Source organism: Streptococcus sp. HN38, from assembly GCF_028335765.1.
In the GTDB taxonomy this organism is placed as follows: Bacteria; Bacillota; Bacilli; order Lactobacillales; family Streptococcaceae; genus Streptococcus; species Streptococcus suis_P.
Genome location: NZ_CP116604.1, coordinates 1,153,448 through 1,168,206, shown reverse-complemented (window position 1 = coordinate 1,168,206; position 14,759 = coordinate 1,153,448). Strand labels below are relative to the sequence as shown.

The following is a 14,759-nucleotide window of genomic DNA, read 5'->3' as shown; positions in this document are numbered from 1 at the left end:
AGTGGAGAAGAAATGACAAAGAGGATTGAAGAAGTCTTAGAATTATATCAGCAAGCTGTCTTGGATAAGGATGTGGACCTGATGTTGTCCCTGTATTGTGACGATGTCTTGATGTATGATGTTGCTGGGCAGTGGTCTTTGTCTGGTAAGAAGGACTTGACGGATATGGTGACGGCCTGGTTTCAAGAAATTGGACCAGATAGGGTAGAAGTGAGCTATTCAAACCTAGAAATTCAGTCTTCTAAGACCTGTGCTTTTGCATATTTTGATACGACTTTCTCATACGAGTTTTGAAGTTTCTAAAGCAGCACATTCTAGTCTTTCGGAGAATTATCATGCTATTCGAATTCCAGAAACTTATCCTTACAAATTATTTGTCAATGGACAGCCAAAAACATTATCTGATTTAAAGCGTGATAAAATAGGTCATCTAACTGCTGTTATAGATGGCAGAGAAGTACCTTTGCTTGACTATGGTATGGTAGAGTATCAGATGAATCGCTACCTAGGTAAGGATATTTATAATATTTACGGTAATCTATCATATACTGCATACGCATTTCTTACAACTCGTACTTCCCACCATGGATACTTTGAATTAACTGAAGCAGATAACGTAAGGGATGTTAGTGGTCAGTTAGTAACTGGATTCTTTCAAACACCTGAGTACCGTGATATGGCATCTGCCTATCATAAATCAAATTCAGGATACTTAAAAGTACAAGTGGGTGATCAAGAACTTTCTACGAATATTATTAACGGTCGATTGAATGGACTGAAAACTGCTAAACAACATTTTTATCTAGTATCAAATAGTGAATTTTCAATGGATCCACAAACTGGAAAACCAATGAAACAATTAAGGGAACTAACTGAAGATGAAGTTCATCAGTTGAAAGTAACTGAAACAAAAGTAAACTCAGAAATCGAATTTGACGTAAATGGTAAAACATATCAGACAACTGGACGATTAAATTTTTGGAAAAACTCGACTATTAATCCATTAAAAACACGACTTGCAGTTATGTCAATTGGTGATGGAAATAATATACATGGTTTTGATTTGTATGCCTCAAACAACAATTACATCGAAGTTGTAGAAAAGATAGCGGAAGAACCCTCAATTCCTGAGTCTATTTCTAAAATGATTGAATTTGTTACTGAGGACGGTGTAAAGGTAAGTGATGGGCCATCAATTACTGGTAACAAAGGAGAAGAGGTCACATTAGAGATTACCCCACCTGATGGATATACATTTGTTTCAATACCCCCTGAAAGGATTGTATTAGAGGACAGCAATCCAATTCAAATCATTATTAAAGAGAATTCAGGTCAGGAAACATTAGAAAGAGTAGAAGAGATAGATTACCGTGTTATTCGACAAGAAAATCCTGATATGTATATATTTTGACCAAAAGAGCAAAGATACATTTCAAGATAAATTGTTTAAGGTAGTGAAAGCGGAACGGAAATAGTGAAAACAGAAATTTTGTATATATCATTTAGGTTCCTTTTTATCCGTGCTGCATGTGGGAGAAAATAGGAAATTTGACAATAGAAAAAATGGCTTAAAAATGGTATAATGTTGTTGATTATTCAGAGATAAAAATTTGAATTAAGACGAAAGCAATGTAAAATTTAAGGAGGGCAATCATTTGAGATATATACTTTTATTGCGTGGGATAATTGTGGGTGGAAAGATTAAAATGAATATAAGCGAAAGGAGAAATTATGAATAAAATAATCCATTGCAAGGCACTCTTAAACTGTTCATCAGAAAGAGCATTTTGTTTATTCACTAAGAATGAAGAGATTATAACTTGGCTAACAGAAAAATCAGAAATAGAACCTTGGGTTGGTGGGAAATATGAACTTTTTTGGGATAAAAATGATAATGAAAATAATAGTACTTTAGGGTGCAAAGTAACAGCATTTGAATTGAATAAACTATTATGCTTCAATTGGAAAGGTCCGGTACAATATGCGGATGTAATGAATGTTGCAAAACCACTGACTCATGTATGTATTACATTCTTTGCAGAAAAAGAAAATAAGACGGAAATTCATTTGATTCATAGTGGTTGGGGAGAGGGAGAAAAATGGGAACAGGCACGTTTATGGTTTGAAAAGGTTTGGAAACAGTCATTTTTAAGACTGGAAAATTTGTTTTAATATAAGCGTATAAGCGCTTAGTCTAGGAAAGCGTCATACTAGTAAAGAGTGATACCATGTTCTCATCAATTTTTAGTTGAATTGAATTTTTTTAAATCCTGTCAAGTTTTTTTCTTGACACCCTGTCAAAGTGTGGTATAATAGAACATGTGCTAAATAGCTCTGCTATTTCACCGAATAAAAATACAAAGAAAAGAGAACATTTAAAAATGGCAGTAAAAATCCGTTTGACTCGTATGGGTTCTAAAAAGAAACCTTTCTACCGTATCAACGTTGCAGATTCACGTGCACCACGTGATGGTCGTTTCATCGAAACTGTTGGTACTTACAACCCACTTTTGGCTGAAAACTCAGTAACTCTTAAAGAAGAGCGTGTACTTGAGTGGTTGGCAAAAGGTGCACAACCATCTGATACAGTTCGTAGCCTTCTTTCAAATGCTGGCGTATTGAAGAAATTCCACGAGCAAAAATTCTCTAAATAAGAACAGTAAGCGAGAACACTTATGGACATGATTGAAAATCTCATTATTGCGATTGTGAAACCTTTGATTTCACAGCCTGATAGCTTGACAATTAAAATTGTTGATACACCTGAATTTTTAGAATATCATTTGGATTTGGATAAATCTGATATTGGACGTATCATTGGGAAAAAAGGACGCACAATTTCTGCAATCAGAACGATTGTCTACTCTGTTCCAACAAGTGATAAAAAAGTTCGTTTAGTGATCGACGAGAAAGAATAGAAAGTCACCATTTGGTGGCTTTTAACGTTGACAAAGGGGCCTAGCCCCTTTTTAACATATAGAAAGGAAGAAATGATGAATCTGATTTGGACCTATTTGAAAAAATACCCCAAGTGGATTGCTTTGGACTTGTTGGGGGCCTTCTTGTTTGTAGTGGTAAACTTGGGCTTGCCAACTTTTTTGGCTAGGATGATTGACCAAGGAATTACAAAGAACGACGTTAGTCAGCTCTATTTCTGGGCGGGGATGATGGGATTAATTGTCCTGCTCGGTATTGTTGGCCGAGTGACACTTGCCTATGCAGCTGGAAAGTTGACTACCAACATCGTCAAAGATATTCGAAATGATCTGTATGAGAAACTTCAGGACTATTCTCATCATGAATATGAGCAGATTGGTGTTTCTTCTCTAGTTGCTCGTATGACAAATGATGCTTTTGTTCTCATGCAATTCTCTGAAATGGTGTTGAAACTAGGTATTATTACACCCTTGATGATGATTGCTTCTGTCATCATGACCTTGGTAACCAGTCCGAGTCTGGCTTGGACAGTAGCAGTAGCCATGCCATTTTTGGTTTTCGTCATTTTTTATGTAGCTACTAAAACCCGTCCACTTTCTGAAAAGCAACAAAAACGTTTGGACACGATCAACCAATATGTTCGTGAAAATCTCATGGGCTTGCGAGTTATTCGTGCCTTTACGCGAGAAGATTTTCAAGAAGAGCGATTTGCAGAGGTCAATGAAGAATATACTGAAACATCCAAAAAACTCTTTAACCTGACTGCGTTGACAGAGCCACTATTTGTGCAGATTATTATTGCCATGATTGTGGCTATTGTCTGGTTTGCCCTGCCTCCTTTGAAAGATGGCAGTCTGCAGATTGGGGATTTGGTAGCCTTTATCGAATATAGTTTCCACGCACTTTTCTCATTCTTGCTCTTTGCTAACTTGTTTAACATGTATCCACGTATGTCGGTATCGAGCCAACGGATTCAGGAAGTCTTGGACATGCCTATCTCTATTTCTAAGAATGAAGACGGCATAACTGAAACAGATACTCGTGGTTATTTGGAATTTGAAAATGTAACTTTTGCCTATCCTGGTGAAACGGAATCGCCTGTTCTGCACAATATTTCCTTCAAAGCTAAGCCTGGTGAAACGATTGCCTTTATTGGTTCAACAGGTTCTGGTAAGTCTTCCTTGGTCAACTTGATTCCACGTTTCTATGATGTGACACTTGGTCGTATCTTGGTGGACGGTGTGGATGTCAGACGCTACAATCTAAAGGCACTCCGCAGCAAGATTGGCTTTATTCCGCAGAAAGCTCTGCTATTTACCGGAACTATCGCGGAAAACTTAAAGTACGGTAAGATGGATGCTAGTCTTGTAGAACTTCATGATGCGACGGATGTGGCTCAGGCTAAGGAGTTTATCGAGAGTAAGGAAGAAAAATTCGACACCCATCTAGCTGAGGGCGGAAGCAACCTATCAGGCGGGCAAAAGCAACGTTTGTCCATTGCACGTGCTATTGTCAAACAGCCGGATATTTATATTTTTGATGATTCTTTCTCAGCCTTGGATTATAAGACGGATGCAATTTTGCGGAGTCGTTTGAAGGAAGTGACGGAAAATGCGACGGTGCTGATTGTTGCCCAACGCGTCGGAACCATTATGGATGCTGACCAGATTATCGTGCTGAATGAAGGTGAAATCGTTGGCCGCGGCACTCATAATGAATTGATGGAAAGCAATGAGATTTATCGAGAAATCGCCAATTCTCAGCTTAATCGTCAATCGTTAACAGAAGAATAGGAGGAATTATGAAGAATAGATCAGTATTTACCCGTGTTTGGGACTATTTGCGTCGTTACAAATCTTCTGTATTTTTAGCCGTTTTTCTAAAGACCATTAGCGCAGTTATGAATGCCTTAGAACCCTTTGTACTGGGGCTTATCATTACAGAATTGACCAAGAATCTGTTGGATATTGCTAATGGAGTAGAAGGAGCGCAGATTAACTATTCCTACATTGCCATCATGCTTGCCGTCTATGCCCTTCGCGCCCTTCTATATGAAATCGGTGCCTACGGTTCTAACTATTTTATGACCAAGGCAGTGCAGGGAGCAACTAAGGAACTACGTCAGGACTTGAGCCACAAAATTAACAAGATTCCAGTATCTTATTTTGACAAGCACCAGTATGGTGATTTACTCGGACGTTTTACAAGCGATGTGGAGACTGTTTCAAACGCCCTGCAACAAAGTTTTCTCCAGCTAGTCAATGCCGTTCTGACCCTCTCTCTAGCCATTTTCATGTGTTTCTGGTTGGATGTATCCCTAGCACTTGTAGTCGTAACCTTGGTTCCAGTGACCTATTTTGGTTCCAAGTTTGTCATGGGCAAATCCCAGCCATATTTCAAGCAGCAGGCTGATGCCCTCGGTCGATTGAACGGCTTTGTCCAAGAAAATCTGACTGGTTTTAACGTTCTCAAACTCTACGGCCGTGAAGAAATTTCTACAGAAGAGTTTCGCCAGATAACTGCTGACTTGCAGGAAGTTGGTTTCAAGGCTAGTTTCATGTCTGGTTTGCTCATGCCTCTAGTTCACGGCTTCTCAAACATCGCCTACGTTGTCGTCGCCCTGCTATCTGGATTGAAAGTTCTTGCAGGTACATTGACGGTGGGTAATATGCAGGCCTTCGTCCAATACGTCTGGCAGATTTCTCAGCCAGTCCAAACCTTGACCCAATTGGCACCACAGTTGCAGTCTGCAAAATCCTCCCTTGAACGCATCTTTTCAGTCTTAGATGAACTTGACGAAGAAGACGCCAATGCGCTGGAGTTGACAGCTAGTTTGACCGGACAAGTCAGTTTTGAACAGGTCGAATTTGGCTATTCAGAAGACAAGCCGCTTATCCGAAACTTTACTCTTGATGTGAAGCCAGGTGAAATGGTGGCTATCGTTGGACCAACAGGGGCTGGTAAGACAACCCTCATCAACCTGCTCATGCGTTTCTATGATGTGACATCAGGTGCTATCAAGGTAGATGGTCAGGATATACGGAATATTTCTCGTCAATCCTACCGTAGTCAATTTGGTATGGTCTTGCAGGATGCTTGGCTCTACGAAGGGACCATCAAGGAAAACTTACGTTTTGGTCGTCTGGATGCGACAGATGAGGAAATTGTGGAAGCTGCCAAAGCAGCAAACGTCGATCATTTTATCCGTACTCTGCCTGGTGGCTACAATATGGAAATGAACCAGGAATCCAGTAATATTTCCCAAGGTCAGAAACAGCTTTTGACCATTGCGCGTGCCTTGTTGGCGGATCCTGCTATTCTGATTCTTGACGAAGCGACTTCTTCAGTTGATACCCGTTTGGAACTCTTGATTCAAAAGGCCATGAAACGGTTGATGAAAGGGCGGACAAGTTTCGTCATCGCTCACCGTCTATCAACTATTCAAGAAGCTGATAAGATTTTGGTCTTGAAAGATGGGCAGATTATCGAACAAGGTAACCATGAAAGTCTTTTGGCAGACAAAGGTTTCTATTATAATCTTTATCAAAGTCAGTTTAGTCAATCCAAATAAAACGAACTCCCTTGTCAGTGACAGGGAGTTTTCTCATATACATGTTTGTGAAAATTAATAGGAAATTTCGGATAATAGTCCCTCAGCGGTAGTGGTTGGGAGGATGCGGACACGATTGAGAGTTAGTAATCCGTCACTAGCAGAAGCCAAGCCGTTGTTAGTAGTCACACCAAGTTTGTAGCCAGCTTGTTCAGTTAAGGCTACTGTATCTGCTGAGTATCGTCCGCCAGGGTAGGCGATAGCGATGGTTTCCTGATTTAATTGGCTGTCAAGATAGGCTTTAGAGGAAGTAAGTTCATTTGTTTGATCCTCGATAGAACTATACTCTAAATCAGGGTGGTTGACGGTATGCCCTTGGAAGGAGAGCCCTGCGGTCTGCATTTCCTTGATTTGTTCAAGAGTAAGGTGCCCTGCTTGTCCATATTCAGTAAACCCTGTAATGACATTGTTGGTTGCCTTCATTTGATATTGCTTAAGCAATGGGTAGGCATAACTATAAAAATCCCAGAGGCTATCGTCAAAGGTTAGCCAGACAACCTTTTTGCCAGCAGGAAGGACATTTTCTGTCAATACCTTATAAGCCTCTTCAGGTGATAAAGTATAGTAACCTGCATCTTGCAATGCTTTTAGATGACTTTCGAAAGTCGTTGGATCTACGATAAGATTCGCATTAGCTTCTTCCTCAGGAGCCATTACGTGAATGGCATGATACATGAGGATTGGAAGTTTGATAGGTTCAGTTTGCTGTTCCCAAATGATTTCTGTTTGTACTTCACTACTTTCTGAAGTCATAACACTCGAACTGGTTGTTGTCTCTACCGTTGAAGCTTTGGAATCATTTTGCTGCTTAGATGGCTGTTTTAGAAAGATTAGAAAAATAGATAGTAGAGTCACTACTAATAATGCGATACCAAGTAGCAGTGGTACAAGTTGTTTCTTTTGTGTGCGGCTTCGACGAGCTCTTCTTGAATGTTTCATTATCTTATCTCCATAATCATATATTAAAACAATTATATCAAATTTTTTGCCAAATAGTCAGAATATTTGTTATAATGAGAGAAATACATTTTAAAGGAGAGCACATGGTAGTTAAGATAGGATTATTAGGATTTGGAACCGTTGCGAGTGGTGTGCCATTTTTATTAGAAGAAAACCAGGAAAAAATAGAGAAAGCCGCGCATGATAGTATTGAAGTTGCTAAGGTTTTGGTCAAGGATGAAGCAGAAAAAGACCGTCTCTTGGCTGCAGGCCACAATTACAATTTTGTGACAAATATTGATGAAATTTTGGCTGACGAAGATATCGCTATTGTAGTTGAGCTGATGGGACGTATTGAGCCAGCAAAAACATTTATCACTCGCGCCTTGGAAGCAGGTAAGCATATTGTAACAGCCAATAAGGATTTACTTGCTGTTCATGGTAGCGAATTGCGTGCCTTGGCTGAAGAGAAAGGTCTTGCGCTTTATTATGAAGCTGCAGTTGCAGGTGGTATTCCAATCTTGCGTACCTTGGTTAACTCATTGGCTGCTGACAAGGTGACTCGTATCCTCGGTGTATTGAATGGTACTTCAAACTTCATGTTGACTAAGATGGTTGATGAAGGCTGGACTTACGAAAAAGCTCTTCAAACAGCACAGGAACTTGGCTATGCAGAATCTGACCCAACAAATGACGTTGAGGGGATTGATGCGGCTTACAAGGCTGTCATCCTCAGTCAATTTGCTTTCGGGATGACAGTTGATTTTGAACACGTAGCACACAAGGGTATTTCAAATATCACGCCAGAAGATGTAGCAGTGGCACAAGAATTGGGCTATGTCATCAAACTTGTGGGTGATATTCAAGAAACTACCTCTGGTATTGCTGCCGAAGTATCTCCAACCTTCCTACCGAAAAATCATCCACTTGCGAGCGTGAATGGTGTGATGAATGCTGTATTTGTCGAATCTATCGGCATCGGCCAGTCTATGTACTATGGACCGGGTGCTGGGCAAAAACCGACTGCAACAAGTGTTATGGCTGACATTATTCGTATCGTTCGTCGCTTGAAAGACAATACTATCGGCAAAGCTTTTAACGAATATAGCCGCTCACTTCAATTGGCAGCCCCAAGCGATGTGAAGAGCGAATACTACTTCTCAATTGATGCGCCTGATAAGAATGGCAAAATGCTTCGTCTAGCAGAGATTTTTAATTCAGAAGAAATTTCCTTCAAACAAATTCTGCAACAAGCTGCGGATGGGGAAACAGCCCGCCTAGTGATTGTGACCCACGAAATGAGTAAGACTCAGTTGGAAAATGTAACAGCTAAATTGGCTCAAGAAACAGACTTTACAGTCTTGAATACCTTCAAGGTGTTGGGAGAATAAGACATGAAAATTATTATTCCAGCAACATCAGCCAATATTGGTCCTGGTTTTGACTCTGTTGGTGTTGCCCTTTCAAAATACTTGACCATTGAAGTTTTCGAACAAACAGAGGATTGGGTAATTGAACACAATCTTGAACATGTTCCTTCGGACAAAAACAATCTTTTGATTAAGACTGCACTAAAAGTGGCTAAAAACTTGCAACCGCATCGGATCAAGATGACCAGCGACATTCCATTGGCGCGTGGTTTGGGCTCATCTAGCTCTGTCATTGTAGCTGGTATTGAGTTGGCCAATCAGCTGGCAGGACTGAATATGACGGCAGAGGAAAAATTGCTCAAAGCAACTGAAATTGAAGGCCATCCTGACAATGTGGCGCCTGCGATTTATGGTAATCTAGTTATTGCCAGCTATGTCAATAAAAAGGTTCAGGCAGTGGTAACAGAGTTTCCTGAGGCAAGCTTTGTTGCCTTTATTCCGAACTACCCATTGCGTACCGTTGAAAGCCGAGGTGTGCTGCCTTCTCAAATGGGGTACAAGAAAGCAGTGGCTGCTAGCGCCATTTCCAATGTAGCTGTTGCCAGCTTGATGGCAGGTGATTTAGAAAAGGCTGGAAAAGCTATTCAGTCAGATATGTTCCATGAACCCTTCCGTCAACTATTGGTCAAAGAATTTTGTCCAATCAAGCAAACAGCACAAGAATTGGGAGCCTATGCAACCTATCTTTCAGGTGCTGGACCAACTGTTATGGTATTGGCTCCCAAAGATAGGGAGGACGCTATTGTTCTAGCATTAGAGGAACTAAATCTAGACGGAACTGTCCACCGCCTTCAAGTAGATACCAAAGGGATTGCTATTGCATAGATAGTGAGAATCTATCATTTGCAAAACTAAAAATGTTTATTTTATTGGAGTTCGCCGTCGCTACTATATGCGGTAGGAAGGGAACTCCTTTCTTTGTGCATTCCATTCTCCATTTCAAAATATTGGGGCAAATTAATTTGGCTTGTGAAAGTATTTTTGTTGAATTTTATTCGTTTTCTCCTGTAATTTTTGGTATAATAAATCCTGTATATCTTAAATTGAAATGAGAAGGTTATGAAAGATAAAATTAGGCTTGAATTAGAAGGCATCGATATTCGATTCGATGAGCCTTTAAAAGAATATACCTATACAAAAGTTGGAGGTGCTGTTGATTATCTAGCATTTCCACGTAATCGCTATGAAATTGTCCGTATTGTTGAATTTGCTAAACGTGAAAACATTCCTTGGCAGGTGCTTGGGAATTCTAGCAATATCATTGTACGTGACGGTGGCATTCGTGGTTTTGTGATTCGTATGGATAAGCTCAATTCTGTGACAGTTTCAGGTTATACTATTGAAGCAGAAGCAGGGGCTAACTTGATTGAAACGACAAAAGTTGCCCTCTTCCATTCCTTATCAGGTTTTGAATTTGCTTGCGGTATTCCTGGAAGTATTGGAGGTGCAGTTTATATGAACGCTGGTGCCTATGGTGGAGAGATAGCACATATTCTTGTTTCTGCTCAGATTTTGACTCCTGCAGGTTATGTAGAAACCCTTGATAATCGTGAGTTACGCTTCGGTTACCGCTCGTCAATTTTACAAGAAAATGGAGCAATTGTTCTCTCTGCTAAATTTGCCCTAAAACCTGGTAATCACCCAGTTATCCAAAATGAAATGGCTCGTTTAACCCATTTGCGTGAGTTGAAACAGCCTTTGGAATATCCATCATGTGGCTCAGTCTTTAAGCGTCCTCCTGGTCATTTTGCAGGTCAGTTGATCATGGAAGCTGGTTTGAAAGGCTACCGTATTGGTGGTGTTGAAGTATCTGAAAAACACGCAGGTTTTATGGTCAATGTTGAGAATGGTACAGCAAAAGATTATGAAAATCTGATTGCCCACGTTATCGAAGTTGTTGAAAAATCTTCAGGCATTACGCTGGAGAGAGAAGTGCGTATTATCGGCGACTCTGCTGATAAACTCTAGCCATTTGGCTCTGTTAAAAAGAAGGAATTTATGAGAATTGAAAAAGCCAATTATTGAATTTAAACACGTTTCAAAAGTTTTTGAAGACAGTGGAACAACTGTATTAAAGGATATTAGTTTTGAATTGGAAGAGGGTAAGTTTTATACTCTTCTAGGAGCTTCTGGTTCAGGTAAATCAACGATTTTGAATATTATTGCTGGTTTGTTGAATGCAAGTTCAGGTGATATTTATCTGGATGGTCAACGGATTAACGACGTTCCAACCAACAAGCGGGATGTCCATACAGTTTTCCAATCCTACGCCCTTTTCCCACATATGACTGTCTTTGAAAATGTGGCTTTTCCTCTTAAATTAAGAAAGGTTGATAAGGCTGAAATTGAACGCCGTGTGACAGAAGCCTTACAAATGGTCCGGCTCTCTGGTTATGAAAATCGTTCCATTCAGAAATTGTCTGGTGGTCAACGCCAGCGGGTTGCTATTGCACGTGCGATTATCAACCAGCCTCGCGTCGTCTTGCTAGATGAACCACTTTCTGCCCTGGACTTGAAACTAAGAACAGAAATGCAGTACGAACTGCGTGAATTGCAACAACGTCTAGGAATTACCTTCGTCTTCGTTACCCATGACCAAGAAGAAGCTCTGGCCATGAGTGACTGGATTTTTGTCATGAATGAAGGTGAAATTGTTCAGTCAGGAACGCCTGTAGATATTTATGATGAGCCAATCAACCATTTTGTTGCTACCTTTATTGGCGAGTCCAATATCCTGTCTGGTCGCATGATTAGAGACTATTTAGTTGAATTTAACGGCAAACGCTTCGAAGCTGTGGATGGTGGTATGCGTCCAAATGAAGACGTTCAAATCGTTATCCGTCCAGAAGACTTGCAGATTACACTTCCAGAAGAAGGTAAATTGCAGGTAAAAGTAGATACCCAGCTCTTCCGTGGGGTTCACTATGAAATCATTGCCTACGATGATTTGGGCAATGAATGGATGATTCACTCAACTCGTAAAGCTATTGTGGGAGAGGTCATCGGTCTAGACTTTGAGCCAGAAGATATTCATATCATGCGTCTTAATGAAACAGAGGAAGAATTCGATGCCCGTATCGAAGAATATGTGGAAGTGGAAGAAGTAGAAGATGGCTTGATTAACGCCATTGAGGAGGAACGCAATGAAGAAAACCTCTAGGCTTTTTGCAATTCCCTACGCCCTATGGGTCTTTCTCTTTGTACTAGCTCCAGTTGCCTTGATTATCTTCAAATCTTTCTTTGATATTCATGGCAATTTCACTTTGGCCAATTATCAGACCTATTTTAACTCGCCCAATATGACCTATCTGCGAATGAGTTTTAACTCCATTTTTTACGCAGGTATTATCACTCTGGTCACGCTTTTGGTTTCCTACCCAACAGCCTATTTCTTGACCAAACTCAAGCATAGACAGCTCTGGTTGATGCTTATTATCTTGCCAACCTGGGTCAATCTTTTGCTAAAAGCCTATGCCTTTATCGGTATTTTTGGGCAACACGGCTCTATCAACCAGTTCCTAGAATTTATTGGTCTAGGAGCTCAGCAAATTCTTTTCACAGATTTCTCCTTTATTGCTGTTGCAGCCTATATCGAGATTCCGTTTATGATCTTGCCGATCTTTAACGCCTTGGATGATTTGGATAAGAACCTAATCAATGCCAGTCGTGATTTGGGGGCAACTCCTTGGCAGACCTTCACAAAAGTTATTTTTCCTCTTTCTATGAATGGTGTCCGTTCTGGTGTACAGGCGGTTTTCATTCCAAGTCTGAGCCTCTTCATGTTGACCCGTTTGATTGGCGGTAACCGAGTGATCACGCTTGGTACAGCTATCGAACAACACTTTCTCACAACACAAAACTGGGGAATGGGCTCAACCATTGGTGTGGTCTTGATTTTGGCCATGCTCTTGATTATGTGGATGACGAAAGAGAGGAAGAAATAATGAAAAAATTTGCAAACATTTACTTAGCGGTTGCCTTCCTCCTTCTTTATTTGCCGATTTTCTATCTGATTTTCTACGCCTTTAATGAAGGTGGGGATATGAATGGATTTACAGGTTTTACCTTGGAGCATTTTTCATCTATGCTTGGCGATAGCCGACTCATGCTGATTCTGGCTCAAACCTTCTTGTTGGCCTTCTTGAGTTCTTTGATGGCGACCCTTATCGGAACTTTCGGTGCCATCTATATCTATCAGGCAAAACCTCGTTTTCAAAATGCGCTCTTGTCTGTCAATAATATCTTGATGGTCGCTCCAGACGTCATGATTGGGGCAAGTTTCCTAATTCTCTTTACCATGATTGGTTTCCAGCTAGGCTTTGTCTCAGTATTGCTCAGTCATATTGCCTTTTCTATTCCAATCGTAGTATTGATGGTTTTGCCACGCTTGAAAGAAATGAATGCCGATATGATTTCAGCAGCTTATGACTTGGGTGCAACTCAGCCACAAATGCTAAAAGAGATCATGTTGCCATACCTAACACCAGCCATCATTGCAGGCTACTTTATGGCCTTTACCTATTCCTTGGATGACTTTGCCGTGACATTCTTTGTTACGGGAAATGGTTACTCAAACCTATCTGTTGAGATTTATTCTCGGGCACGTCAAGGGATTTCTTTGGAAATCAATGCCTTGTCAACCCTTGTCTTCCTTTTCTCAATCTTATTGGTAGTGGGTTATTATTTCATCTCGCGTGAAAAGGAGGCCAACTAATGAAACGATTGTATTCATTTTTTGTAGGTATTGTAGCTATTATTCTTGTTTTATGGGGAATTAGTTATAAGTTAGAAGCTGATTCAACCCAAGGGACAACTGATAAACTTGTCATCTACAACTGGGGAGATTATATTGACCCAGAGTTATTGGAAGAATTTACTGCTGAAACAGGCATTCAGGTGGATTACCAGACCTTTGATTCCAACGAATCCATGTACACTAAAATCAAGCAGGGAGGAACTACCTATGACCTGGCCGTTCCTTCTGAGTATATGATTTCCAAAATGACGGAAGAAGATATGCTCGTGAAACTAGATAAATCAAAAATTGAAGGTTTAGAGAATATCGATCCACGATTTATGCGCTTGAGTTTTGATAAGAACAATGACTATTCTATTCCATATTTCTGGGGAACCTTGGGGATTGTTTACAATGAAACCATGGTAGAAAATCCTCCTCAAGAATGGGAAGATTTGTGGTCAGAAGAATACCGTGACAATATCATGTTAATCGACGGTGTTCGTGAGGTCATGGGCTTCGGTCTGCAATCTTTGGGTTACAGCTTAAACTCTAAAAATCCTGCAGAGATTGAAAAAGCAGCTGAACATCTTTATAATTTAACTCCAAATGTCAAAGCAATTGTTGCTGATGAGATAAAAGGTTATATGATACAAGATGCGGCAGCAATTGCTGTTTCGTTCTCAGGTGAGGCGAGTGAAATGTTAGATGGAAATGAAAATCTGCGCTATGTTGTACCATCAAAAGGTTCTAACCTTTGGTTCGATAACATGGTCATTCCAAAAACAGCAAAAAATATTGATGGAGCTTACGCCTTTATGAGTTTTATGCTTCGTCCTGAAAATGCGCTTCGCAATGCAGAATATGTTGGTTATTCAACACCAATTCCTGCAGCCAAGGCTATGCTGGATGAGGAGACTCAGAGCGATGAATCTTTCTATCCATCTGAAGAAACGATGAAGAAGATGGAAGTTTATGATAATCTTGGACCAGAGATACTTGGAATGTATAATGACCTCTATCTCCAATTCAAGATGTATCGGAAATAGTCTGATTGGACAGGTAGCAATATAAATAAAAGAATGGGAGTGAGGTTCTTTACTAAGTA

The 14,759-nt window shown here is 40.2% G+C and carries 16 protein-coding genes; 15 read left to right on the top strand and 1 reads right to left on the bottom strand.

All coding sequences use genetic code 11. From position 1 onward, the window contains the following. Nucleotides 1–12 precede the first annotated feature (12 nt). The 8 genes from PHA78_RS05720 (at nucleotide 13) to PHA78_RS05690 (ending at nucleotide 6,508) form a co-directional block, all read left to right on the top strand. A complete protein-coding gene (locus PHA78_RS05720; RefSeq protein ID WP_161498216.1) occupies nucleotides 13–294 on the top strand; it encodes a YybH family protein in 282 nt (93 codons plus the stop codon). After that, entirely contained in the window at nucleotides 257–1,411 is a 1,155-nt protein-coding gene (locus PHA78_RS05715) for a MucBP domain-containing protein (RefSeq protein ID WP_105157122.1), read from the top strand. The genes PHA78_RS05720 and PHA78_RS05715 overlap by 38 nt, the downstream gene beginning before the upstream one ends. Next, nucleotides 1,371–1,475 (top strand): hypothetical protein, encoded by a 105-nt coding sequence (locus PHA78_RS12575; RefSeq protein ID WP_202850666.1) that lies wholly within the window; start codon nucleotides 1,371–1,373, stop codon nucleotides 1,473–1,475. The genes PHA78_RS05715 and PHA78_RS12575 overlap by 41 nt, the downstream gene beginning before the upstream one ends. A gap of 256 nt (nucleotides 1,476–1,731) precedes the next feature. Next, complete coding sequence (locus tag PHA78_RS05710; protein ID WP_044678192.1) at nucleotides 1,732–2,172, top strand: SRPBCC family protein; 441 nt, start codon at nucleotides 1,732–1,734, stop codon at nucleotides 2,170–2,172. 209 nt (nucleotides 2,173–2,381) lie between these two features. Next, nucleotides 2,382–2,654: a 30S ribosomal protein S16 gene (rpsP, locus tag PHA78_RS05705; protein WP_002940682.1), complete on the top strand. Its 273-nt coding sequence runs from the start codon at nucleotides 2,382–2,384 to the stop codon at nucleotides 2,652–2,654. A 21-nt stretch (nucleotides 2,655–2,675) separates the two neighbouring features. Continuing rightward, nucleotides 2,676–2,918, top strand: a complete 243-nt coding sequence (locus PHA78_RS05700) for a KH domain-containing protein (RefSeq protein WP_002940680.1) — start codon at nucleotides 2,676–2,678, stop codon at nucleotides 2,916–2,918. 75 nt (nucleotides 2,919–2,993) lie between these two features. After that, nucleotides 2,994–4,730 carry an ABC transporter ATP-binding protein gene (locus PHA78_RS05695; protein WP_272158544.1) on the top strand — a complete coding sequence of 579 codons (1,737 nt, stop codon included), beginning with the start codon at nucleotides 2,994–2,996 and terminating at the stop codon, nucleotides 4,728–4,730. A gap of 8 nt (nucleotides 4,731–4,738) precedes the next feature. After that, nucleotides 4,739–6,508: an ABC transporter ATP-binding protein gene (locus PHA78_RS05690; protein ID WP_272158543.1), complete on the top strand. Its 1,770-nt coding sequence runs from the start codon at nucleotides 4,739–4,741 to the stop codon at nucleotides 6,506–6,508. Between the two features lie 54 nt (nucleotides 6,509–6,562). On the opposite strand, the gene PHA78_RS05685 is transcribed toward PHA78_RS05690, so the two are convergent. Beyond that, on the bottom strand, nucleotides 6,563–7,486 hold the full coding sequence (locus tag PHA78_RS05685) for a polysaccharide deacetylase family protein (protein WP_105151662.1): 924 nt from the start codon (nucleotides 7,484–7,486) through the stop codon (nucleotides 6,563–6,565). A 104-nt stretch (nucleotides 7,487–7,590) separates the two neighbouring features. On the opposite strand from PHA78_RS05685, the gene PHA78_RS05680 reads away from it, so the two are divergent. From PHA78_RS05680 to PHA78_RS05650, 7 genes are all read left to right on the top strand, one after another. Next, nucleotides 7,591–8,877, top strand: coding sequence for a homoserine dehydrogenase (locus PHA78_RS05680; RefSeq protein ID WP_272158542.1), 1,287 nt, complete (start codon nucleotides 7,591–7,593; stop codon nucleotides 8,875–8,877). A 3-nt stretch (nucleotides 8,878–8,880) separates the two neighbouring features. Further along, a complete protein-coding gene (thrB, locus tag PHA78_RS05675; protein ID WP_272158541.1) occupies nucleotides 8,881–9,741 on the top strand; it encodes a homoserine kinase in 861 nt (286 codons plus the stop codon). 234 nt (nucleotides 9,742–9,975) lie between these two features. Beyond that, nucleotides 9,976–10,884, top strand: a complete 909-nt coding sequence (murB, locus tag PHA78_RS05670) for a UDP-N-acetylmuramate dehydrogenase (protein WP_024377822.1) — start codon at nucleotides 9,976–9,978, stop codon at nucleotides 10,882–10,884. A 37-nt stretch (nucleotides 10,885–10,921) separates the two neighbouring features. Then, nucleotides 10,922–12,076 carry an ABC transporter ATP-binding protein gene (locus PHA78_RS05665; protein ID WP_024377821.1) on the top strand — a complete coding sequence of 385 codons (1,155 nt, stop codon included), beginning with the start codon at nucleotides 10,922–10,924 and terminating at the stop codon, nucleotides 12,074–12,076. Continuing rightward, nucleotides 12,060–12,860 (top strand): ABC transporter permease, encoded by an 801-nt coding sequence (locus tag PHA78_RS05660; RefSeq protein WP_002938659.1) that lies wholly within the window; start codon nucleotides 12,060–12,062, stop codon nucleotides 12,858–12,860. Before PHA78_RS05665 ends, PHA78_RS05660 begins: the two co-directional genes overlap by 17 nt. Beyond that, a complete protein-coding gene (locus PHA78_RS05655) occupies nucleotides 12,860–13,630 on the top strand; it encodes an ABC transporter permease (protein WP_002940672.1) in 771 nt (256 codons plus the stop codon). The genes PHA78_RS05660 and PHA78_RS05655 overlap by 1 nt, the downstream gene beginning before the upstream one ends. Further along, nucleotides 13,630–14,700, top strand: coding sequence for an ABC transporter substrate-binding protein (locus PHA78_RS05650; protein WP_024377820.1), 1,071 nt, complete (start codon nucleotides 13,630–13,632; stop codon nucleotides 14,698–14,700). The genes PHA78_RS05655 and PHA78_RS05650 overlap by 1 nt, the downstream gene beginning before the upstream one ends. Nucleotides 14,701–14,759: the final 59 nt, after the last annotated feature.

Excerpts from the sequence above, each read along its gene's own strand:
- PHA78_RS05720 (WP_161498216.1), top strand. The coding sequence starts at position 13 with ATGACAAAGAGGATTGAAGAAGTCTTAGAATTATATCAGCAAGCTGTC.
- PHA78_RS05710 (WP_044678192.1), top strand. The coding sequence starts at position 1,732 with ATGAATAAAATAATCCATTGCAAGGCACTCTTAAACTGTTCATCAGAA.
- rpsP (WP_002940682.1), top strand. The coding sequence starts at position 2,382 with ATGGCAGTAAAAATCCGTTTGACTCGTATGGGTTCTAAAAAGAAACCT.
- PHA78_RS05700 (WP_002940680.1), top strand. The coding sequence starts at position 2,676 with ATGGACATGATTGAAAATCTCATTATTGCGATTGTGAAACCTTTGATT.
- PHA78_RS05695 (WP_272158544.1), top strand. The coding sequence starts at position 2,994 with ATGAATCTGATTTGGACCTATTTGAAAAAATACCCCAAGTGGATTGCT.
- PHA78_RS05690 (WP_272158543.1), top strand. The coding sequence starts at position 4,739 with ATGAAGAATAGATCAGTATTTACCCGTGTTTGGGACTATTTGCGTCGT.
- PHA78_RS05685 (WP_105151662.1), bottom strand. The coding sequence starts at position 7,486 with ATGAAACATTCAAGAAGAGCTCGTCGAAGCCGCACACAAAAGAAACAA.
- PHA78_RS05680 (WP_272158542.1), top strand. The coding sequence starts at position 7,591 with ATGGTAGTTAAGATAGGATTATTAGGATTTGGAACCGTTGCGAGTGGT.
- thrB (WP_272158541.1), top strand. The coding sequence starts at position 8,881 with ATGAAAATTATTATTCCAGCAACATCAGCCAATATTGGTCCTGGTTTT.
- murB (WP_024377822.1), top strand. The coding sequence starts at position 9,976 with ATGAAAGATAAAATTAGGCTTGAATTAGAAGGCATCGATATTCGATTC.
- PHA78_RS05660 (WP_002938659.1), top strand. The coding sequence starts at position 12,060 with ATGAAGAAAACCTCTAGGCTTTTTGCAATTCCCTACGCCCTATGGGTC.
- PHA78_RS05655 (WP_002940672.1), top strand. The coding sequence starts at position 12,860 with ATGAAAAAATTTGCAAACATTTACTTAGCGGTTGCCTTCCTCCTTCTT.
- PHA78_RS05650 (WP_024377820.1), top strand. The coding sequence starts at position 13,630 with ATGAAACGATTGTATTCATTTTTTGTAGGTATTGTAGCTATTATTCTT.